This is a genomic window from Brevibacterium sp. CT2-23B (genome assembly GCF_013168765.1).
Lineage (GTDB): Bacteria > Actinomycetota > Actinomycetes > Actinomycetales > Brevibacteriaceae > Brevibacterium > Brevibacterium sediminis.
Genome location: NZ_JABBYK010000001.1, coordinates 201,555 through 222,909, shown reverse-complemented (window position 1 = coordinate 222,909; position 21,355 = coordinate 201,555). Strand labels below are relative to the sequence as shown.

Annotated in this window: 17 protein-coding genes; 6 read left to right on the top strand and 11 right to left on the bottom strand. The window is 65.4% G+C overall.

Features of this window, described 5'->3' with window-relative positions; all coding sequences use genetic code 11:
• Positions 1-14: 14 nt before the first annotated feature.
• The 7 genes from secA to mtrA all read right to left on the bottom strand — a co-directional run bounded on the left by secA (position 15) and on the right by mtrA (position 10,053).
• A complete protein-coding gene (gene secA / locus HIM68_RS00955) occupies positions 15-2,705 on the bottom strand; it encodes a preprotein translocase subunit SecA (RefSeq protein ID WP_139907480.1) in 2,691 nt (896 codons plus the stop codon).
• 54 nt (positions 2,706-2,759) lie between these two features.
• Positions 2,760-4,001 carry a winged helix-turn-helix domain-containing protein gene (locus HIM68_RS00950; RefSeq protein ID WP_139466771.1) on the bottom strand — a complete coding sequence of 414 codons (1,242 nt, stop codon included), beginning with the start codon at positions 3,999-4,001 and terminating at the stop codon, positions 2,760-2,762.
• Between the two features lie 86 nt (positions 4,002-4,087).
• Positions 4,088-4,750, bottom strand: a complete 663-nt coding sequence (gene raiA, locus HIM68_RS00945; protein ID WP_139470306.1) for a ribosome-associated translation inhibitor RaiA — start codon at positions 4,748-4,750, stop codon at positions 4,088-4,090.
• Positions 4,751-4,816: 66 nt separating this feature from the next.
• On the bottom strand, positions 4,817-5,539 hold the full coding sequence (locus tag HIM68_RS00940; protein WP_172168871.1) for a ComF family protein: 723 nt from the start codon (positions 5,537-5,539) through the stop codon (positions 4,817-4,819).
• 166 nt (positions 5,540-5,705) lie between these two features.
• Positions 5,706-7,436, bottom strand: coding sequence for an LpqB family beta-propeller domain-containing protein (locus HIM68_RS00935; protein ID WP_253903677.1), 1,731 nt, complete (start codon positions 7,434-7,436; stop codon positions 5,706-5,708).
• Positions 7,433-9,376 (bottom strand): MtrAB system histidine kinase MtrB, encoded by a 1,944-nt coding sequence (mtrB, locus tag HIM68_RS00930; protein ID WP_172168868.1) that lies wholly within the window; start codon positions 9,374-9,376, stop codon positions 7,433-7,435. Before mtrB ends, HIM68_RS00935 begins: the two co-directional genes overlap by 4 nt.
• Complete coding sequence (mtrA, locus tag HIM68_RS00925) at positions 9,373-10,053, bottom strand: MtrAB system response regulator MtrA (protein WP_062861422.1); 681 nt, start codon at positions 10,051-10,053, stop codon at positions 9,373-9,375. Before mtrA ends, mtrB begins: the two co-directional genes overlap by 4 nt.
• Positions 10,054-10,383: 330 nt before the next feature.
• Between mtrA and HIM68_RS00920 the strand changes: the two genes are divergently transcribed.
• From HIM68_RS00920 to HIM68_RS00900, 5 genes are read left to right on the top strand one after another with little or no spacing between them, the layout of a single operon-like run.
• Positions 10,384-11,433, top strand: coding sequence for a hypothetical protein (locus tag HIM68_RS00920; protein ID WP_139907477.1), 1,050 nt, complete (start codon positions 10,384-10,386; stop codon positions 11,431-11,433).
• Positions 11,430-12,158 carry a DUF4129 domain-containing protein gene (locus HIM68_RS00915; RefSeq protein WP_172168865.1) on the top strand — a complete coding sequence of 243 codons (729 nt, stop codon included), beginning with the start codon at positions 11,430-11,432 and terminating at the stop codon, positions 12,156-12,158. Before HIM68_RS00920 ends, HIM68_RS00915 begins: the two co-directional genes overlap by 4 nt.
• Positions 12,155-13,414, top strand: coding sequence for a DUF4350 domain-containing protein (locus tag HIM68_RS00910; RefSeq protein WP_172168862.1), 1,260 nt, complete (start codon positions 12,155-12,157; stop codon positions 13,412-13,414). Before HIM68_RS00915 ends, HIM68_RS00910 begins: the two co-directional genes overlap by 4 nt.
• Positions 13,411-14,496, top strand: a complete 1,086-nt coding sequence (locus HIM68_RS00905; RefSeq protein WP_139907474.1) for a MoxR family ATPase — start codon at positions 13,411-13,413, stop codon at positions 14,494-14,496. The genes HIM68_RS00910 and HIM68_RS00905 overlap by 4 nt, the downstream gene beginning before the upstream one ends.
• Positions 14,497-15,783 carry a DUF58 domain-containing protein gene (locus tag HIM68_RS00900; RefSeq protein WP_172168860.1) on the top strand — a complete coding sequence of 429 codons (1,287 nt, stop codon included), beginning with the start codon at positions 14,497-14,499 and terminating at the stop codon, positions 15,781-15,783. It abuts the gene before it with no gap.
• Positions 15,784-15,824: 41 nt separating this feature from the next.
• Here the strand turns inward: HIM68_RS00900 and HIM68_RS00895 are convergent, their stop codons facing one another.
• Positions 15,825-16,823: a stage II sporulation protein M gene (locus HIM68_RS00895; RefSeq protein ID WP_139907472.1), complete on the bottom strand. Its 999-nt coding sequence runs from the start codon at positions 16,821-16,823 to the stop codon at positions 15,825-15,827.
• A gap of 113 nt (positions 16,824-16,936) precedes the next feature.
• Here HIM68_RS00895 and HIM68_RS00890 point away from each other — a divergent pair, with 113 nt between their 5' ends.
• A complete protein-coding gene (locus tag HIM68_RS00890) occupies positions 16,937-17,761 on the top strand; it encodes an RDD family protein (protein ID WP_367647407.1) in 825 nt (274 codons plus the stop codon).
• 120 nt (positions 17,762-17,881) lie between these two features.
• On the opposite strand, the gene ahcY is transcribed toward HIM68_RS00890, so the two are convergent.
• The 3 genes from ahcY to HIM68_RS00875 all read right to left on the bottom strand — a co-directional run bounded on the left by ahcY (position 17,882) and on the right by HIM68_RS00875 (position 21,351).
• The gene (gene ahcY / locus HIM68_RS00885; RefSeq protein ID WP_172168858.1) at positions 17,882-19,342 is read right to left on the bottom strand and encodes an adenosylhomocysteinase; all 1,461 of its coding nucleotides are present in this window, start codon (positions 19,340-19,342) and stop codon (positions 17,882-17,884) included.
• 171 nt (positions 19,343-19,513) lie between these two features.
• A complete protein-coding gene (gene manB / locus HIM68_RS00880; protein WP_139907470.1) occupies positions 19,514-20,998 on the bottom strand; it encodes a phosphomannomutase/phosphoglucomutase in 1,485 nt (494 codons plus the stop codon).
• Positions 20,995-21,351, bottom strand: a complete 357-nt coding sequence (locus tag HIM68_RS00875) for a DUF3499 domain-containing protein (RefSeq protein ID WP_216656773.1) — start codon at positions 21,349-21,351, stop codon at positions 20,995-20,997. Before HIM68_RS00875 ends, manB begins: the two co-directional genes overlap by 4 nt.
• Between the last annotated feature and the right edge of the window lie 4 nt (positions 21,352-21,355).

Sequence of the window (21,355 nt, the reverse complement as noted above, 5' to 3'; positions counted from 1 at the left end):
CTGTCGGCTCGGAGTCAGCTCTTGGCCTTCTTCTTCGCGCGACGTTCGGCGCGATTGACCGGAGCCGGCTCGTCTTCGTCTTCGGATTCGGAAACCGAGGCGGAACCACCCTCGGACGGCGCCGACAGCTGCATCTTGGGAGTCTTGTGACGCAGTTCCTCAGCGTCGACCTCGACCTCGGGTTCGTCACCATCGGAACCGGCCGATGAGGTCACCTGAACCTGCAGAGTATTGGTCAGGCGAACGACGTCCTCCTTGATCCCGTCCTGCATGGTAGTGAACATCTCGAAGCCCTCACGCTGGTATTCCACCAGCGGATCGCGCTGGGCCATCGCCCGCAGTCCGATGCCGTTCTTGAGGTAGTCCATCTCGTAGAGGTGCTCACGCCAGCGCTTGTCGATGACAGAGAGCACCACGCGGCGTTCGAGTTCGCGGGTGGCATCCTCTCCGAGTTCCTCTTCGCGCTGGGAGTAGAACAGTGCGATGTCGGACTGGATCTCCTGATTGAGGCGGTTCTTCGTCAGGTTGCCGAGGCCACCGAGTTCCTCGGCGAGGTCGTCGGGGGTGATCGACGGTGAGTAGATCTTTCCGAGAGCCTCGAAGAGCTCGTCGACCTGCCATTCCTCGACCGGTCCCGTCGTCGCCTGGGCGACATAGGCGTCGATGACCTCTTCACGGAAGTTCGCGACCTGATCTTCGAGGTCGGCGCCGTCGAGCACACGGCGGCGCTCATCGTAGATCACAGTGCGCTGACGGTTGAGCACATCATCGTATTTGAGCACGTTCTTGCGCTGCTCGGCATTGCGCTGCTCGATCTGCGACTGGGCCGAGAGGATGGCGCGGGAGACCATCTTCGATTCCAGCGGCACATCATCGGGCACGTTCGCTGTGGCCATGATCCGTTCGGCAGCCCCCGAACCGAAGAGCCGCATGAGATCATCGGTCAAAGACAGGTAGAACCGGGATTCGCCGGGGTCTCCCTGGCGGCCGGAGCGTCCGCGCAGCTGATTGTCGATGCGACGGGATTCGTGGCGTTCGGTGCCGAGCACATAGAGTCCTCCGAGCTCGACGACCTCTTCGGCCTCTTCCTTGACCTTGTCTTCGGCGGCCTTGAGCACCTCCGGCCATTCGGACTCGTACTGGTCCTCGTTCTCGGCGGGGTCGAGGCCTCGACGTTCCATTTCCGCGACCGCGAGGAACTCGGCGTTTCCTCCGAGCATGATGTCGGTACCGCGTCCGGCCATGTTCGTGGCCACAGTGACGGCGTTCTTGCGTCCGGCCATCGCCACGATCGACGCCTCACGGGCGTGGTTCTTCGCGTTGAGGACTTCATGCTTGACGCCGCGTTTGGCCAGGTGCTTCGACAGGTATTCGCTCTTCTCGACGCTCGTCGTGCCGACGAGGACGGGCTGTCCGGTCTCGTGGCGTTCGACGATATCGTCGACGACGGCGTCGAACTTCGCGACCTCGTTCTTATAGACGAAGTCGGACTGGTCGACACGTTGCATCGGCTTGTTCGTCGGAATCGGGACGACACCGAGCTTGTAGGTCGACATGAATTCCGCGGCTTCGGTCTCGGCCGTACCGGTCATTCCCGAGAGCTTTTCGTAGAGGCGGAAGAAGTTCTGCAGAGTGATCGTCGCCAGGGTCTGGTTCTCTGCCTGAACCTTCACCCCTTCCTTCGCCTCGATGGCCTGGTGCAGGCCCTCGTTGTAGCGGCGGCCCTTGAGCACACGCCCCGTGTGCTCGTCGACGATGAGGACTTCGCCGTCGAGGACGACGTAGTCCTTGTCCTTCTTGAACAGCTCCTTGGCGCGGATGGCGTTGTTGAGGAAGCTGATGAGCGGGGTATTCTCCGCATCGTACAGGTTGCCGATGCCCAGGTAGTCCTCGACGCGTTCGATTCCGGGTTCGAGGACGCCGACGGTGCGCTTCTTCTCATCGACTTCGTAGTCGCGATCGGTCTTCAGACGCTTGACGACCTTGGCGAATTCGCCGTACCAGCGGTTCGCATCGCCTTCGGCAGGACCCGAGATGATGAGCGGGGTGCGCGCCTCGTCGATGAGGATCGAGTCGACCTCGTCGACGATGGCGAAGGCATGACCGCGCTGGACGAGCTCGTCCGCGGACCAGGCCATGTTGTCGCGCAGGTAGTCGAAGCCGAACTCGTTGTTCGTGCCGTATGTGATGTCTGCGGCGTACTGCTTGCGGCGCAGGTCCGAGGGCATATTCGCCTGGATGCAGCCGGTCTCCATGCCGAGAAAGCGGAATACGCGGCCCATCAGTTCGGACTGGTAGGTAGCCAGGTAGTCGTTGACCGTGATGATGTGGACCGGATCGCCGGTGAGCGCGTTGAGGTAGGCCGGGGCCGTGGCGACGAGAGTCTTGCCCTCACCGGTCTTCATCTCGGCGATGTTGCCCAGGTGCAGAGCGGCGCCGCCCATGAGCTGGACGTCGAAGTGCCGCAGACCCAGGGTCCGGCTCGATGCCTCACGAACGGTGGCGAAGGCTTCAGGAAGCAGGGAGTCGAGGCTCTCGCCGTCCTTGTAGCGCTCCTTGAACCGGCCGGTTTCCTCCCGCAGTTCGGTGTCCGTCATCTCGCTGAACTCATCGGACAGCTGATTGATGGCATCCGTGTATCGGCGGAGCTTCTTCAGAGTTCTGCCTTCACCTGTGCGCAGAAGCTTCTCGAGGAAATTAGCCACTTTTCTCCTAATCGGCATGTCTGCCGGACAACGACTCGAACGACTGTATAGCCCCTAGCTTAATGGCAGGTGAGTACCTTCGAGGTCCACGGCGGTCAGGCCCAGCCACGCAGCCATCGTCATGAGCTCGTCCGTCAGCTCGGTGATGTGCTCCTCCCCCGGCTCCCATGTCACCTGGTGAGCACGCAGGATGCCCGCCGCCCGATCCCTGTGCAGGTCGACTCGCCCGACGAGGCGATCACCGAGGAGGAACGGAGTGACGTAGTAGCCGTGCACACGCTTGGCCGCCGGGGTGTAGATCTCGATGCGGTAGTGGAAGTCGAAGAGCCATTCGATGCGCGGTCGGTAGAAGACCAAGGGGTCGAACGGCGCCAGCAACGCTCGGGCATTCACGGTGCGCGGGGTCCGAGCCTCATGCCATTTCAAGGCGGGGACACCTTCGACGTCGACTTCGCGCAGCTCTCCTGAGGCGACGAGTTCGGTGATGGCGGCGTCGGTCGGTGCCCGCCGCTGCCGAAAGTAGTCGGCGATGTCCTCGGACCGGGAGATCCCCAGGGCACGTGCCGCGATACGGGTGAGTTCGTAGACATTGTTTTCGACCCCGGATATTCCGCGTGGAAGCTCCGCATTCGGGTCCAGCCCCAGCCGAGGATCCTCCGGCGGCCCGTAATTCAATGGCAGCTGCGGCAGCTGGGGTGAGACGTCACGGGCCAGGGCATAGATGCGTTCGAAGTGGTCGTTGCGTCCCGAGGCGCTGATGACTCCACCGGCGAACAGCGCTTCGAGAGCGACTTTCACCTGGCTGGGATTCCAGCCCCAATGTCCGCGGTGGATCTCCGGCAGATCGTGGTCGACCACCTCGGCGACTTCACGTGCCGTCATCGGCCGGGTGGACAGGGCGGTGAGGACGCGAGTCTGGAGGTTTCGGAACTCCTCCCCGGTCTCCGGGTGGCGCTGTCCGAAGTCGTTGCGCCACCATTCGCTGTGGGCGCGGGCGAAGTGCTTCCATGTCTGCGGCGGCACGAAGGCCGCGGCGTGTGCCCAGTACTCGACGCCCATGCGCGGAGAAGAGTAGAAGAGGCGGTCGAGGGTCTCCCGCGGGTAGGGACCCAGGCGAGAGTAGAAGGGCAGATAGTGGGATCGGACGACTCGGGCGACTGAGTCGATCTGGGTCAGTCCCAGGGTGGCGAAGACCTTCTTGAGGTGTCGGGCGGTGACCTTCACCGGTCGCGGTCGGTCCAGTCCCGTTGCCGCGATCGCCGTCCTGCGGGCCGCGGCACGTGTCATCCTCTGCATACCCCAACGCTATACCCCAGTTACTACCTGACGGCGGCCCAGCAACCTCGCGCGAGGTTGCTGGGCCGCCGTCAGGTAGTAATTGGTCAGTCGATGGCTTCTTCGAGGTCGTGGTCGAGGGCGATGACTCCGTAGCTCCAGCCCTTACGGCGATAGACGACGGACGGCTTGCTCGACTCTTCGTCGATGAACAGGTAGAAGTCGTGTCCGACGAGTTCCATTCTGTTCAACGCCTCTTCGATGCCGATGGGTGAGGCGGTGAAGGTCTTCTCTCGCAGAACCACCGGCGAATCGCCTTCGGCCTTGATGCGGCCGTTCGTCTGGTCGACGCTGTGGTCCGCTGCAGACTTCGCGTCGTCGGCGTTCGCATCGGGAACCATCGGTTCGGCCACCGGCATCTTCGCCAGCACCTCGGCGGTGGATTCCTTGCGGTGATGTCCCGACCGGGGCACCTTGTGCCGGTCTCTCGCTCGCCTCAGTCGTTCGACGAGCTTCGCCCATGCCAGATCGAGTGCCGCATATTTGTCGCTTGCCATGGCCTCTGCCCGAATTGCCGGTCCCTTCGCCACAACCGTGAGCTCGACCCGCTCACTCGTCTCGGGCTGGCGGGAGTTCTTCTCGTGAGTGACATGCACTTCGACACGCTGAGCGCGAGGGGCAAGCTGCTCGACCTTGGCGATCTTGTCCTCGATGTGGGCTCGAAAGCTGTCGGAGATGGTCAGTTGACGGCCGTTGACAACAATGTCCATGATGTGTCCTTAGCGACTCGCTCGTCGGATTCATCCGATCCCATGCCCTTGGATGGGTAAACACCGTTATACAGTAAAGGGAGAGACAAATCGAGTGCCCCCGCGACCGAGACCGAGAACAGCTCCTACAGCGGGCCTGATCTGCACCGATGCTAGCAGACGTGCGCTTTCTGCCAAGGTTGCGCCGGTGGTGGAGAAGTCATCGATGAGCAGGTCCGTCGGCGCGGATTCGGTGCCCGACACGGGACGGACTTCCGCGATCTCAGCGATTCTCCTCCGGTCGAGATATTGGGTCCGCTGAGCATTCTGAGCCCGCTCGATCGCCCCGAGTCCGACCTGGTCACGCGATCGTTTCGCCGCGAGCACATCGTGGACTTCCAGGGGCAGCTCCGGCGACAGCTCCTTCGCCCGATTCGCCAGGGCGGCCGTATGCGATCCGCCTCGACGACGTTTGGCCCGATCCGAACTGGGCGCCGGAAAGAGGCGGATCGCCCCACCCGAGTAGCCGATGAGATCGAGGGCGGCGACGATCGAACGGGTCAGAGCCAGGGCCAAGGGGTCGAGGATGTCCCGGCGTCCGTCGTCCTTGAAGCCGACGACCATCTTCGAGATCCGCGAGTTGTATTCGCAGACCCCGACGATCGGAATCGTGCCGTAGCGCGGTTCCATCGCCCGTGGGATCCCACCGAGCAGCTGCAGGCAGCGGGTGCACAGGGACACGTTCTCCCGCCCACAGCCGGCGCACCGGCGAGGCAGGAGCAGTTCGCCGAACTCCCCGAGCAGCCCCATGGGAGCAATCTACTGCATGCCCAGCTCGGGGTGCCGGCGATGAGTCGCCTTCCAGAACAGCCGCGCACCGCCGCCCGACGACCCAGCCGGGAGGGGAAAAGCTCCACGGCCCAGCCGGGAGAGGCAAGGCTCCGTGGGTCAGCTGGGACAGGCAATGCTGTGCGGGTCAACCGGGATAGGAGGGATCCTTCGCTTCGACGTCGACGAGTTTCTGCCAGGCGTTCGAGTTGTAGCTGTACAGCGCGCCATCGGCACCGGTGACCAGGATCGAGCGTCCGTCCACTCCACCGGCGATGCGGCTTCCGTCCGAGACCTCACCGAGCTGTTCAGCAGGGCCGGTGACTCCGATGCGGAACGGCTGCGCTGATTCGCCTTCCTCTGCGGCCAGAGCCACGAGAGACGTCGCCCCTGCCCATGAGACATCCTTGATCTCGTGGAAATTCGCACCCACTTCGATCGGCGTTTCAGAGACATGACCGGCTGGACTGCCCGCCTTGTCCCTGGGGATGCCGACCACATCGACGCGATCCGGTTCCCCTTTGTGGCGACTGAGCAGCGCGATACGAGTGCCGTCTCGGGAGACCTCGATATCGATGAGCTGTCGACCGTTGAGGAAGTCGGCGGCGACGGTGGAGGATTTGCCGTCACGACCGACGGCCTTGAGCTCGCCCTTGTTCTCAGCCTCACCCGTCCATGTCGTGTTGAAGCGATCGATGCTGGGGCGCACGAGCTTCTTGCCCTTGAGGATCGGAGTAGCGTCGACGGCGTCGGACTTCAACCGCATGAGCTGCTTGCCGTCGTCGGCCAGATAGACGTAGAGAGAGTCGTCCAATGACACCGCGGGATCGCTCGCCTTCGCCTTCTTCAGATTCGGACTGTTCTCGACCTTGGCCACGGTGGTGCCCGAAACCCGAGAGAGGTGGTCGTCGGCGAGAACCACGGGTGGCCCGTCCACCTGGACCGACGTATCGGTCTTCGGCTGCAGACTGGCCGGAACCGTCTGCCCGCCGATGCTCAGATCGATTGCCGAGATCGAGGGAATGACCTGCAGGGTGGTGGCGATCTGCTGACGGATAAGTCCCTTTTCGCGGTCGGACGGGGCCGGGTTCTGCGGTCCCAGGGCCACATTGGCGACGCCGTTCTCGATCGTCACCACGTTCGAATCCGAATCGCTGAGCTTGGCACCATCGGGAATCGACGTGATCACCGCTCCCGAGAGGTAGGGAGCGGGTCCGCTGAGCAGCTCGTTCATCAGCACCGTCGGGGTCGAGGAAGACCGGAGGAACCAGCGGGAGTCAGGGACGAGATACGAATAGTCGGAGGTGAAGAACTGCAGCGAATAGTTGAGGAAGATCGTCTGGAAGTCGGTCTGGCTGATGAGAAGCCCGTCCGGCGCCGAGGAGATCCTCCACTCCCCGTTCTCCTGCCGCAGCGAGAATTCCATCGTGGACCGAGTGCCCGGTTCGGTGGAGTTGTACACTCCGGAGGAGTCGACGAGACCGACGACCGGGGGCGAGATGCTCATCGTCTTCTGGTCGGAGGTGGTTCCGACGTTCAAGGAGTCGAGATCTGTGCCGTTGGGCAGCACCGACACCGATTCCTGTGGGCTCCATTTCTGCGCCTCACCCTCGGTGAGGAATGACCGCGCCACGGAGAAGTTGTTGCCGGCGCCCGCTCCTGCACGGAGGAACCCGCGCACGATGTCCGATGGGCTGTCCCCGGGTTCGGGACCGTCGGGGATCCGCGCGTTGTTCGCACCTGCATCGCCCGAGTCGTCTTCGATATGGCCGACAGGCGATGACGTCGGGATCGACGAGCAGCCGACGAGGGTCAAGGCGGTGAACACGGAGACCAACACGGTCTTCACTCGCAGCCCTCTGGGCTTCGTGCGCATCATGACCGTCCTCCTTCTCCGTCGTCCATGCCGTCACCGTCCAGGTCCGGACCGCCGACGTCCGTGGACCGCGGCCCAGTCTCGGCGGTGCCTGTCTCAGAGCCGTCGGCAGCCGCGCTGTCCGACTCGTCGGCGGCGGCCCCATCGTCCGAGACCGCCTCAAAGGAAGTCGTGGTCGTCTCCGTCGATGATGACTGCGGGGCCGCCTCGGCGACGGATTCGTGGTCATCTTCGAGCATCTCCGGCTCGGTTTCGACGACGATCGGGATCGATCCGGTCTGGATGCGGACTGAGCCGTCCGAGGACAGCGGTCCCGCCACGAGCGCGGAACCGCGGATCTGCGCATCGCGAGGCGGCAGAGGCAGAGGTGAGGAGGTGATCTCCTGATCGGGGCGCCGGGGAATCGTCAGCCGGAAGCACGATCCTTCGCCGAGTTTGCCCCAGACCTGCAGCCAGCCGTTGTGCAGGTGCGCGTCCTCGAGTGAGATCGCCAAGCCCAGACCCGACCCGCCGAGGGTGCGCTTGCGTGCCGGATCGGCACGCCAGAACCGGTCGAAGACGTGCTCGACCTGCTCTTCGTTCATGCCCACTCCGTGGTCGCGCACGCTCACAGCCACCGCCTCGGCGTTGGAGGCGACATAGACGTCGACGGGGTTGTTCTCACCGTGTTCGATGGCGTTGACGACGAGGTTGCGCACGATCCGGGTGATCCGCACCCGGTCGACCTCGGCCATGACCGGTGAGGAAGGAGCGTGGACGACGATGGCGGTGTCCATCTGTTCGGCCACCATCGACACGGTCTCGATCACCGAGGTCACGATCGCGCCGATATCGACGGGCTTGGGCACCAGCGCCGCGGCACCGGCATCGTAGCGGGAGATCTCCAGCAGGTCGGAGAGCAGGTTGTCGAACCGTTCTGCCTGCGAGTTGAGCAGTTCCGCGCTGCGCGCGGTGACGGGGTCGAGGTCGTCACGGGAATCGTAGATGAGGTCCGCTGCGGCACGGATCGTCGTCAGGGGTGTCCGCAGTTCGTGGGAGACGTCGGAGACGAACTGCCTCTGCAGCACCGACAGCCGTTCCATCTGCTCGATCTGGTGCTGGAGGGTGTCGGCCATATCGTTGAAGCTCTCACCGAGGACGGCGATCTCATCGTTGCCGTGGACGGGCATGCGTTCGTCGAGGTCACCATCGGCGATGAGCCGGGCCACCTCGGCCCCGGTGCGCACCGGTGTGACGACGAGTCGGGTGACGATCCAGGCGACGGCACCGACGAGGACGACGAGGACGAGGGCGGCGACGAACATCGAACGCTGCACGAAGTTGAGCGTGTCCTGCTGTTCGCTGAGGTCGCCGAGGTAGTAGAGCTGGAACTGGCCGGCGCCCGGGATCTGCAGCTCCTGGGTGATGAGCAGACCCGGTCCGGTCCCGTCGGGCAAGCTCACCGACTGGTAGAGCTTGTCGTCGGTCGGGGCCTTGCGGATGGCCTCGCGGAGTTCATCGGAGACGGGCACCTGCGTGGCCTCACCGTCCTCATTCGACCCACCGGCGGTGATCGTCGAGAAGGAGGAGTTCGGGTCCTTCGGCTGCAGGGTCAGCGAGTACACCGACCCGGCCGAACGGTTGTAGATCGAGGACAGCTGCGAACTCAGCGTGTCCTGGGTGACCGCCTGCCCGTCGACGGGTGCCAGGGAGCGCAGCTCGGCCAGGATCGACCGAGTCTGAGAGGACAGGGAATCCAGGCGGGTGTCGAAGAGACCGCGGGCGATCTGCTGGGACATATAGGTTCCGACGCCGAAGATCGCCACCGAAGTGAGCACGATCGTGAGCACGACGATGCGGACCTGCAGGGAGTGGCTGAACGATCGGAGTATGAAGTTCCAGAACGTCTTCAGTGCCGAGGCCGCGGTGCGAACGGGTCCGTCCGCGGCTGACTCGGAAGTCACGCGGCTCGGCCGGCCTTATAGCCGACGCCGCGGACGGTGACGATGATGTCCGGCTTCTCCGGATCGCGTTCGATCTTCGACCGCAGACGCTGCACATGGACGTTGACCAGTCGGGTGTCGGCGGCATGACGATAGCCCCACACCTCTTCGAGCAGGGTCTCGCGGGAGAACACCTGCCACGGTTTGCGAGCCAGGGCGACGAGGAGGTCGAATTCGAGAGGGGTCAGCGACACCGGTGATCCGCCCTTGGTCACCGTGTGGCCGGCGACGTCGACGACGACGTCGCCGACGGTCAGCAGCTCGGGAGCCTGCGGTTCGGAGATCCGCAGCCGAGCGCGGACACGGGCGATGAGCTCCTTGGGCTTGAATGGCTTCGGCACATAGTCGTCGGCACCGGATTCGAGGCCGAGGACGACATCGACGGTGTCGGACTTCGCCGTGAGCATGATGATCGGCACCGAGGAGATCTCACGGATCTCCCGGCAGACTTCGAGTCCGTCCTTGCCGGGCAGCATGAGGTCGAGGAGCACGAGGTCCGGATTGACCTTCTGGAATTCTTCGAAGGCCTGGTCTCCGGTGGCGCAGAAGAAGGGCTCGAAGCCTTCGCTTTTGAGCACAATTCCGATCATTTCGGCCAAAGCCGTGTCATCATCAACTACGAGGATTCGAGCGTTCATGCTCCCATTGTCCCTTATGTTCGCGTGTTCTTCGGTTCCCGACACTCCTAGCCTATCGGGCGTTGTCGACTGCCTCATGCACCGGATCCGCCGACAGCGGAGACCGACGGTTCAGCTGCCGCGCCGCACGGCCCCCTGCAGCGGGCCATTCACTCCCCGAAGCCGACCGTCGGAACGGCCGCCCGACCTCCCTCCCGATCGCCCCTCAGACCAACCCCGAACCGTCCCCGGGCCGTCCCCCGACGGCCGGGATCGACACGGCCGACGCGCACCGAATCCGACAGGGAGGCCTCTCGGCACTTGCCGGCGAATCATGGCAGGATTGGCGTGATGGGACAGACGAATGCATGGACCTCGGAGGTCGACTGGCACACCGGCCGCTGGCAGCGGCGTTCGCCGTCCCCGCCCTCGCGCGGATGGCAGCCGCCTCCCCCACGCGGGCTCCTGCCCAAACGTCCGCTGACTTTCATCGAGGCGCTGGATTCGGGATTCCGCCTGCTGCGTTTCGTCCCGACTCTGTCCATCGGCTCCTCTCTCATCGTCTTCTCCCTCTGGAGCCTGCTGCTCGCCGCGATCGGTGCCCTCATCGCAGTGCAGTTCCTGCCGTTCTTCAACGACCTCAGCGGCAATGAGGATGCCGCCTCCGGTTTCATCGCCCTGGCCCAGCTGGGTTCGGTGGCACTCAGCCTGCTCAGCCTCGGTTTGGCCCATCTGCTCTCCGGCATCATCGCCACCGGAACCCGCGCCTCCTTCGGCGCCCGCAGGACCACTCTGTCGATGGCGTGGAAGTCCCTGTCCGGTCGCCGCCTGCGCCTCATCCTGGCCACACTGCTGATGAGTGGAATCAACCTCGGCCTGCTGCTGGCCCTCACCGCCCCGACGCTGCTGTTCCTCGGCGCCGATTCGGCGATCCTCGCCTTCGTCTGGGCCGCATTGGCCGCCCTGCTGTGGTTCGTCGCGCTCATCTGGGTCAACCTGCGCCTGGCGTTCCTGGGTTCGGCGATCGCGGTCGAGGACCTGAGCGTCCGTGCCGGAATCCGCCGGTCTTGGAAACTGACCGGGCGCGGCTTCTGGCGAATGCTCGGCCAGCTGGCGCTCGGTTATTTCCTGTCCAATCAGCTCGTCCAACTCATCATCACCCCGATCGTCTTCATCATCTCGGTTCTCCTGGGCGTCGGCATGACGACGACAACCGAGTCGACGACGGCGCAGGCGGCCATCGCCATCGTCTCCGTGGGTCTGCTGCTCGCACTCACGCTCATCTCCTCCGCCGTCCTCTTCGCCTATTTCGCCTGCCTGGTCACGGTCTGCTTCTTCGATCAGCAGATGCGCTCGGAGGGGCTCGACCTCGTCCTCATCCGCGCCGAGGAGGACCGATGATCCTCTCCCCTATCACCGAGGCGGCCCGCCACCTCCACACCGCCGCGTCCTCCCAGCCGGGCGCGGCACAGCTTCGCGCCGCCTCGGCGAATATCGACCGGGACACCGGCCGCGAATGGGTAGAGCACGAACTCTCGAAACCGGAATACGCCGCCAACGACCTCACCCCCTTGGAACGGATCGGCCGGTGGCTGTCCTCCCTGTGGGATTCGCTCGTCCATGCCGCCCTGGGCGCGAACTCCCCGTGGCTGCTCATCGTCGTCGTCCTCGGTCTCGCCGCGATCATCGCCCTCATCGTCTGGCGCGTGCGTCGGGCCGGATTCCGCCGCGTCGGCGTCCCGCTGTCCGCGTTCGATCCCGTGGTCTCCCAGCCCGAACCGGGCCCGTGGCGCGAGAGCGCGGCCCGGGCCGCGCAGGCCGGGGACTACGAGACCGCGGTCATCGACGAATCCCGAGCGATCTTCGCGATCCTGTCCGTCAAGCAGATCGTCTCGCTCGAGTCCTCGGCCACAGCGAGTGAAATCGCCCGTTCCGCCGAGGCGGCCCTGCCCGAGCACGGATCCGCCGTCCACGGGGTGGCCGAAGTCTTCAACGACCTCCGCTACGGGGAGGCGACCGCGGCGAAGACACGTGCCGACCGCAGCCTCGGCGAGGTCTATGCGGATCTGTGCGCACTCGACCGGACGCTGAGCGCACTGCCGGTCCGCCGGGAGGCAGCTGTATGAGCGCACAGTTGGATGTCGCCGCCCGCGGCACCCGGTCGACCTCGCGGGTTCCGCTGCGCGCTCGGCTGCGGTCGGCTGCGGTATGGATCGTCGCGGCCTTCGTCATCCTCGTCACCGTGATCGTGCTCGTGCTGCTGACCGGCGACGAGGAGTCCGCAGAACCCCTGCACTATGACTCGACAGAGCGCACCGGCACGAAGGCCCTCGTCGAGACCCTGCGCGACCATGACGTCGATGTCACCACCACCGAGGATCAGGAGCAGGCCCGCTCGGCCGCCGCCCGACCCGACACCACCCTGCTCATTCCCGCGAACACCGCGGCTCTGTCCCCCGGGGACATCGCCGGCCTCGAGTACGCTCTGCGCACCCACGGCAACCGGCTCGTCCTCGTCGATCCCGGTCCGACGGTGTCGGAGTTCACCGACCGGATCACGGTCAACGACAACCTCGGCCCGTTGGCCGATCCGGAGGCCACGTCCGCACCGTCCTGCGACTCACCGATCGCCCGCAGTGCCGGTGCCGTGTCCACCGGCGAGGTCGAATACGCGGAGACGGAGAAGGGCACCGAGGGGATCACCGCCTGCTACCCGTTCACCGGCCCCGGGGTCGCCGAGATCGACGGCACCGAGGTGGCTCCAGGGTCTGCGCGCGGACAGTTCCTCACCGATTCGGGCGGTTCCGTTCCGCTGACCGTCCTCGGCAGCCCCGACTGGGTGACCAATGAGAACATCGACGAAGAGGGCAATGCCTCTCTCGTGCTCTCGCAGCTGTCCCAGACGCAGAACCTCGTCGTCTACTATCCGACCTTCGACGGTTCGGGACAGGGGCAGTCGCCTCCGTCGACGATCGATTTCGTGCCCGGCTGGTTCCTCGCAGGAGTCCTGTGGCTGGTCCCCTGCCTCCTCGTCCTGCTGCTCGTCATCGGGCGCCGGTTCGGGCCGCTGGCTCTCGAACGTCTGCCGGTCATCGTGCCTGCCGTGGAGACCGTGCACGGTCGGGCCGCCCTGAGCTCGCGCAGCCACGATCGCGACGGGGCGCTGCACACGCTGCGGGCCGGAGCCCTGCTGCGCATCGCCAAACGACTCGGTCTCAGCCCCGATGCCCGCACACCCGACATCATCGCTCACATCGCGACCGTCACCGGGGCCGATCCGGGCCGTCTCCACTATGTCTTCGTCTCCGCGTCGGCTCACACCGACGCCGAACTCACCGAACTCGTCCATCAGCTCACCCAGATCGAAAGTGAGATCCCATGACTCAGCCGCCCCAGGGCCCTACGAATTCTCAGGAACCGGTCGCCTCTCAGCCTCCGGCCGCACCTCGGCCCCAGGAGCCGGTCGCGCCGCAGACCCCTGCTGCGGACAGCGCGCAGGCTCCGCAGGCTGAGCCGGACCCGCTCAGGGAGGCGTTCACCGGTGTGCGCACCGAGATCGCCAAGGCAGTCGTCGGCCAGGACCAGGCAGTGACGGGAATGCTCATCGCACTGCTGTGCCAGGGTCACGTGCTTCTCGAAGGGGTTCCCGGAGTGGCGAAGACTCTGCTCGTGCGCAGCTTCGCCGCCGCGGTCAGCCTGGACAGCTCGCGTGTGCAGTTCACTCCCGACCTCATGCCCAGCGATGTCACCGGTTCGCTGGTCTACGACGCGTCCGCCTCGGACTTCTCGTTCCGTCCCGGCCCGGTGTTCACGAACATCCTCATCGCCGATGAGATCAACCGCACCCCGCCGAAGACCCAGTCGGCCCTGCTCGAGGCGATGGAGGAGCATCAGGTGTCCGTCGGGGGACGCTCACGGAAGCTGCCCGAACCGTTCCTCGTCGCAGCCACACAGAACCCCGTCGAATACGAAGGCACCTATCCGCTCCCGGAGGCTCAGCTCGACCGGTTCCTCTTCAAGCTCGTCCTCAACCTGCCCGAACGGGATCACGAATTCGAGATTCTCGACCGTCACGCCCGAGGCTTCGACGCCGGATCCCTGGCCGCGGCAGGTCTGCGTCCGGTCGCCGATGCCGAACTCATCGGCCGGGCCCGCGAAGCCATCGCCAAGATCTACATCGCCCCGCAGATCATCACCTATATCGTCGACCTCGCCCGAGCCACCCGCCAGACCCCGTCCCTGGCCTTGGGCGTCTCACCTCGCGGAGCGACGAGGATGCTCGGAGCCGCCCGCGCTCATGCGTGGCTGAGCGGTCGGCACTATGTCACCCCCGATGACGTCAAGGCTCTGGCCCATATGTCGCTGTCGCACCGGGTCATCCTGCGCCCCGAGGCGCAGATGGACGGTCTGGACGTCGGTCAGGTCCTCGACTCGATCATCGCCACGACCGAAGTGCCCCGCTGAATGACCACCCGACTGTTCCTGCTCACTCTTCTCGGCCTCGTGCCCGTCATGCTGGTGCCGACATGGCCGACGGCCTTGATCGTGGCCGGTGTGATCGTCCTGGCAGCGGTCCTCGACTTCTTCTTCGTTCCCCGGATCCACGGTTTGGAAGTCCAGCGCACACCGGGACCGATGGCCCGCCTCGGCGACAGCACCCACAGCACGCTGACTCTCATCAATGGGACCAGCCGCCGGCTGCGCCTCCACGTCCGCGACGCCTGGGCACCGAGTGCGGGGGCGATCGAGACCCGTTCTCATCACGTGCTGGAACCGGGCGAGCAGGCAGAGGTGATCACCGAGCTGGAGCCGACTCGACGAGGCGCGCTGCCCGGCGATCTGGTGACCGTGCGCAGTCGCAGCAGGCTCGGGCTGATCCAGCGGCAGAAGAGCATCGATGTTCCCGCCTCTGTGCGTGTTCTGCCACCTTTCGTGTCCCGGCGGGAGCTGCCGTCGAAGACGCAGAAGCTGCGGGAACTCGAGGGACGGTCGGCGGTGATGATCCGCGGAATGGGCACGGAATTCGATTCGCTGCGCGACTATGTCGACGGTGACGATGTCCGGTCGATCGACTGGCGGGCCAGCGCCCGCGCGCAGAATCTCGTGGTCAAGACCTGGCGGCCGGAGAAGGATCGTCGCGTCGTCATCGTCGTCGATTCCTCCCGGTTCGCCGCCCGTCGCTGTGGTGAGGGAACGGTCTTCGACGCCGCGCTCGAGGCGTCGCTGCTGTTGACGGCTCTGGCCACGGGTGCCGGCGATCGGGTCGATGTCATCGTCGCCGATGCCCGGGTGCGGGCAGTCGCGTCGAGCCATCGGGCTCATGATCCGGTCCATGACCTGTCGGTGGCGCTGACGCCTGTGTACCCGGAGCTCTACGAAGCGAACTGGGAGTCGATCGCCGCTGCGGTTCTGCAGACCTCCCGGCAGCAGGCGCTCGTCGTCTTGGTCACTCAGCTCGATGAGGCGACCATCGCCGAGGACGTCCTGCCAGTGTTGCCGACTCTCACGGCACACCACCGGGTCGTCGTCGCCGGAGTCGAAGATCCCGCACTTGCGGACCTGGCTGCCCGGCGCGGCGACGCCGACGACGTATATACGGCGGCGGCCGCCGAGGCCGAGATGCTCGCGACGGCGTCGCTGCAGTCTCGGCTGCGCGGACTCGGCATCTCCTCCGTCCAGGCTCTGCCGGAGAAGCTTCCCGGAGCGTTGGCCGATCTCTACATCCGGCTCAAGGTCACCGGCGGACTGTGACCGCGACCCCGATCAGCGGCGAACTGTCAGCGACAATCTGATCAGCGGTCGGTGGAGATGACCGAGTATCCGGCCTGATGCTCGTCGAGATCGGCGCTGAGTCCGGCTGCGGCGGCACGCTTGCCGAAGTACCACGCGTAGACGACGACAGCCGCGGTATACGCCACTCCGATGGCGATCTTGACCGCCGGCGGAATCGGGTTCGGGGTCACGAAGCCCTCGACGAGTCCCGAACCGAACAGCAGCAGCACGAGACCGCCGGCGACGACGAGCAGCGACCGAGCTTCGGAGGCGAGCTTGTCGCGGCGCAGCCTGGGACCCGGCACCACCCAGGCGAAGAAGAGACGCAGACCCGCGGCAGCGGCGAGGATGATGCAGCTGATCTCCGGGATCCCGTGGGGCAGGATGTAGAGGAAGAAGTCGGAGGCCCGGTCGAACTCGAACATCATCGCTCCGGAGAAGCCGACGTTGACGGCATTCGATAACAGTCCGACGATGACATAGCCGCCCGTGATGCCGAGGAGGACGAACTGAACGGCGATCCACGCGTTGTTCGTCCACACGCCGACGGCGAAGAAGCCGTTCGGGTTCTCTTTGTAGTAGTCGACGAAATCATGTTCGGCGAACTGCCGTCGGAACTCTCGATCCCCGAAGGTCTCGAGCACTTCCGGATGCGATCCCGCCCAGATGCCCGACAGGACGGCGACGGCGAGGAATCCGGCGGCCACGATGACGAAGTCCCATCGCAGCCGGTACAGCGACAACGGCAGACTGATGACGAAGAACCGTCCGAGCCCGGACAGTCCTCCGCTGGGCACGGACGAGAGATGATTGCGGGAGCGGTGGACGATCGCCGAGAGCCGAGCGGCCTCGAGAGAGTCGGGGGCCACCGTCGTGATCCGCGACAGATCCTTCGACGCGGTCCGGTAGAGCTCGAGGAAACGGGTCGTCTGTTCGGGTGTCAGCGTGTTCTTCTTCGCCAATGCCGAAAGCTCCAGCCAGTCATCGCCGTGCAGCTGGGCCAGCAGGTTCGGATCCATCCCTCCACCCTATCGGAGACGACGCCTCGGCACCTCCGACTCGGCGAGAGGCACACGGCATGCTCTCGGCGAAACGACCGCCTCGGATCGCGGCAGTATGACACGATGGTCGGGTGAGTACTCTGATCACCGGTGAAGCCGTCGAACTCAATGTCCAACCGGCCGCTCTCGCGGCGCGGGCATTGAGCTGTCTCATCGACTACATCGTCTATTCGCTGGTGAATATCGGTCTGCTCATCGCCATGTTCTGGCTCATGCTCAAGGTGCTCGATCTCAACGGACTGCTTCTCGGCTCACTCATGACCGTGATGACGATCTTCGTGTTCGTGCTGCTGCCGATGCTCGTCGAGGTGCTCAGTCACGGTCGTTCGCTGGGCAAGCTCATCCTCGGGCTGCGCGTTGTTCGCGACGACGGCGGTGCGGTGCGGCTGCGCCATTCCTTCATCCGCGCTCTGCTGTGGCCGTTCGAGATCGTCTCCAGCGGCGGCGGCATCGCGGCTCTGTCCGGTCTGCTCTCACCGCAGGCCAAGCGCCTCGGCGACTATCTGGCCGGGACCATCGCCGTCAGCGAACGCAGCCGACCTCTGCCGCCCATGCACACCCATGTGGCCCCTCATCTGCACGAATGGCTGAACCGCACAGACGTGACAGCGATCCCCGATGGTCTGCATCGGCGCATCGTCGCGTTCCTCGCCATGGCGCCCCAGCTCGGTGCGGAGTCGAGGTGGCAGCGAGCGATCGAGCTCGCCACCGAGCTCAATCCCTATGTGGCTCCGGCCCCGCCGGAGGGAACGTTTCCCGAACAGTTCCTATCCGCAGTCATCCATCGGCAGCGCATCGCCGAAGTCGAGAAACAGCGCCGTCGGAACGACCGTGCGAACGCTTTCCGGTCCGGAGTCGACACGCTCCCCCACGGCCTCAGCCTCACCCGCCGCTGACGACGCAGTCTGACTGTCCGCCGCTGACACCGCGGCTCGACTGCTCTCGGTCGACGGAGCGGTCCCAGACTGCGACCGGGTTCGCCCGCTCCGCCGCCGGACCGAACCGGCAGTGCTCGATCAGTACCGGTAGTGCTCGGGTTTGAACGGTCCTGCCACGTCGACGCCGATGTACACGGCCTGTTCCTTGCTCAGTTCGGACAGCTTCGCCCCGAGCGCCGGCAGATGGAGGCGTGCCACCTTCTCGTCGAGTTCCTTCGCCAGCCGATGCACCGAGTTGCCGTAGCCATCGTGGGCGTGCCACAGCTCGATCTGGGCGAGCACCTGATTGCTGAATGACGCACTCATCACGAACGACGGATGACCGGTGGCGTTGCCCAGGTTGAGCAGGCGCCCTTCGGAGAGGACGAGGAAGTCCGTGCGGTCGCGACCGAGTCCCGCCTCGGCGGGCACGGGCACGCTCCACTCGTGGACCTGCGGTTTGATCTCGATCTTCTCCACTCCGGGCAGGCGGGACAGCCCTGCCAGATCGATCTCCTCGTCGAAGTGACCGACGTTGCCGACGATCGCGCCGGGTTTGAGCGTCTGCAGCACGTCGACGTCGAGGACCCGGGTGTTTCCGGTCGTGGTGATGATGATGTCGGCCTGGGGAGCCACCTCGGCGAGGAGGTCGACCTGGTAGCCGTCCATCGTGGCCTGCAGCGCACAGATCGGATCGATCTCGGTCACTATGACGCGCGCACCCTGTCCGCGCAGCGCTTCGGCGGCACCCTTGCCGACGTCGCCGTAGCCGATGACGACGGCGATCTTTCCGCCGATGAGGACATCGGTGGCGCGGTTGAGCCCGTCGGGCAGCGAATGGCGGATGCCGTAGCGATTGTCGAACTTCGACTTCGTCACCGAGTCGTTGACGTTGATGGCAGGGAACGGCAGAGTCCCCTGTTCGGCGAGGCGGTAGAGGCGGTTGACTCCGGTCGTCGTCTCCTCGCTCACTCCCTTGATTCCGGCGGCCAGACGAGCGAAGCGTCCGGGGGCCGATTCGATGGAGGCGGCGATCTGCTTGAGCAGGACCTTGAACTCCTCCGAGTCCTCGGCGCCGGCGGTGGGCACTCCCCCGGCGGCTTCGAATTCGGTGCCCTTGAGCACGTACATGGTGGCGTCGCCGCCGTCGTCGAGGATGAGGTTCGGTCCGTCCGCGAAGTCGAAGATCTTGTCAGCGGCCCACCAGTACTCTTCGAGGGTCTCGCCCTTCCATGCGAAGACGGGGACGCCGGCCGGGGCTTCGGGGGTGCCGGAGCCGACGACGACGGCCGCTGCGGCCTCGTCCTGCGTGGAGAAGATATTGCAGCTGGCCCACCGGACGTCTGCACCGAGGGCGACGAGGGTTTCGATGAGGACAGCGGTCTGCACGGTCATGTGCAAGCTGCCGGCGATGCGGGCCCCGGCCAGCGGAGCCGTCGAGGCGTATTCCTCCCGCAGCGCCATGAGGCCCGGCATCTCCCTTTCGGCGAGGCGGATCTGGTGTCGGCCGGCCTCGGCCAAACTGAGATCGGCGACCTTGAAGTCAGTGGAATCGAGCACGGTACCTCCATACGGCGGGCTGTCTGATCGGCTTCGAGTCTATTGCCGGGCAGGCGGCTTGTCGCGTCATGCTCGTTCTGCGGACAGCGAAGACCGTCAGCAAGCGGTCATATCCTGACTGCCCTAATTCCGAGAAACGGAAGCAGAGGACCGGTTGCCGTCGATCCGGCTTCAGGCGTGAGCGTTGACGAAGTCCGTGACTCGGCGGGTGAGCGCGTCCACCTGCGCCGAATCGGCGGCTTCGACGTTGAGTCGGACGAGGGGTTCGGTATTGGACTTGCGCAGGTTCACCCACCAGTCCGCACCCTGCAGGCCGATTCCGTCGAGGTCGTCGACGGTGTTCTCTGGGAAGTCTCCGGCATGTGCGGCGAAGTCGGCGAGCACAGCGTCGGGGTCGGCGACGGTGAAGTTGATCTCCCCCGACTGCACGAACCGGTCATAGTCGGCAACCAGACGGGAGGCGGGGGCGCGTGATTCGGCGAGGGCGGCGATGAGGTGACAGGCGGCGAGCATTCCCGAGTCCGCCCCGAAGAACTCGTCGAAATAGAAGTGCGCGGAGTGTTCGCAGGCGAAGACGGCTCCGGTTTCGCGCATGAGCGTCTTGATTCCCGAATGGCCGACCTTCGACCGCAGTGCGTGTCCGCCGGCGGCGGTGATCGTCTCGGCTACGCTGCGGGAGGTGATGAGGTTGTGGATGACGGTGGGTCGGTCGTCGCCGAGTGCCCGGGCCCGTGCGATCTCGCGTTCGGCGACGAGTGCGCCGACGGCCGAGGCCGACATCGTCGCGCCTGTCTCGTCGATGAAGAAGCAGCGGTCGGCGTCCCCGTCGAAGACGAGCCCGAGATCGGCGCCGTTGTCGACGACAGCGCGTGCCGCGTCGACGAGGTTCTCGGGTTTGAGCGGGTTCGCCTCGTGGTTGGGGAACGTCCCATCGAGTTCGGTGAAGAGGCCGATGACGTCGAAGGGCACCGAGGCGGCTCCCGCATCCGTGCCGAAGACCTCCCCGAGGAGGCGCCCGGCCATGCCGTTTCCGGCGTCGAGCACGATCGACAGTCCCGTGACCTCATCGACGTGGGTGAGCTCGCGGATCCGTGCCGCGTACTGCTCCCGCATCCGGGATGCGGCAGTCTCATCTTCGGCGATGGTCCGACCGTCGGTCTGCGGTGCGGTGATCGCGAGTTCTCTGACTCGCGAGAGCCCGGAGGCCAGGCTGACTCCGGCGGCGCGAGGTCCGCAGATCTTGATCCCGTTGTAGTCGGCGGGATTGTGGCTGGCCGTGATCATGGCGCCGGGCAGTTCGAAGATGCCCGAGGCGAAGTAGAGCTGATCGGTCGAGCACAGCCCCAGCAGGACGGCCGTCGAGCCGGCAGCCTCGACTCCCGCGGCGAAGGAGTGGGCGAATCCGGGAGAGCTCGGTCGCATATCGTGGCCGATGACCACCTCGGTGGCGGTGTGGATCTCTGCCATGGCTCGGGCCGTCGCCCAGCCGAGGGCGAACAGGATGTCGTCGTCGAGCTGGTCGGGAATGCGACCGCGGATGTCGTAGGCTCCGACGGCGGCGTCGAGGGCAGCCGTCCGGGCTCGTCCGAGTTCGGAGTCGGTCGGGATCTGCTGGGCGGGTTCGATTCGGGTCGAGTCCGGCTCGCGGTGGCTCATGAGTCGCCGATGATGCGCAGGTGACCGTGTCGACGTCCCGAAGCGGCCGGATCGTCGGCCGGTCCCGGTGCGTTCCGGGCCGGGGTCTGATCGGCGCGATCGGCGGCCTCGCGGACGGCGTCGGCGATCGCCAGCAGGTCGTCATGGCTGCGTTCGGGCGGGGCCTGCCCGGAGTCGATCCGGATGAGCTGCCAATCCACGGGCGGGGTCAGCTTCGCCGCATGTTCGGCGCACAGGTCATGAGCGCCCGGTTCGGCGCGCCTGCCCAGAGGTCCGATGACCACGGTCGCATCGGCGTGCACGTACGTCATGGTGGCGGCGGCGGGGCGCGAACAGCTGACTTTTGAACACATTCTC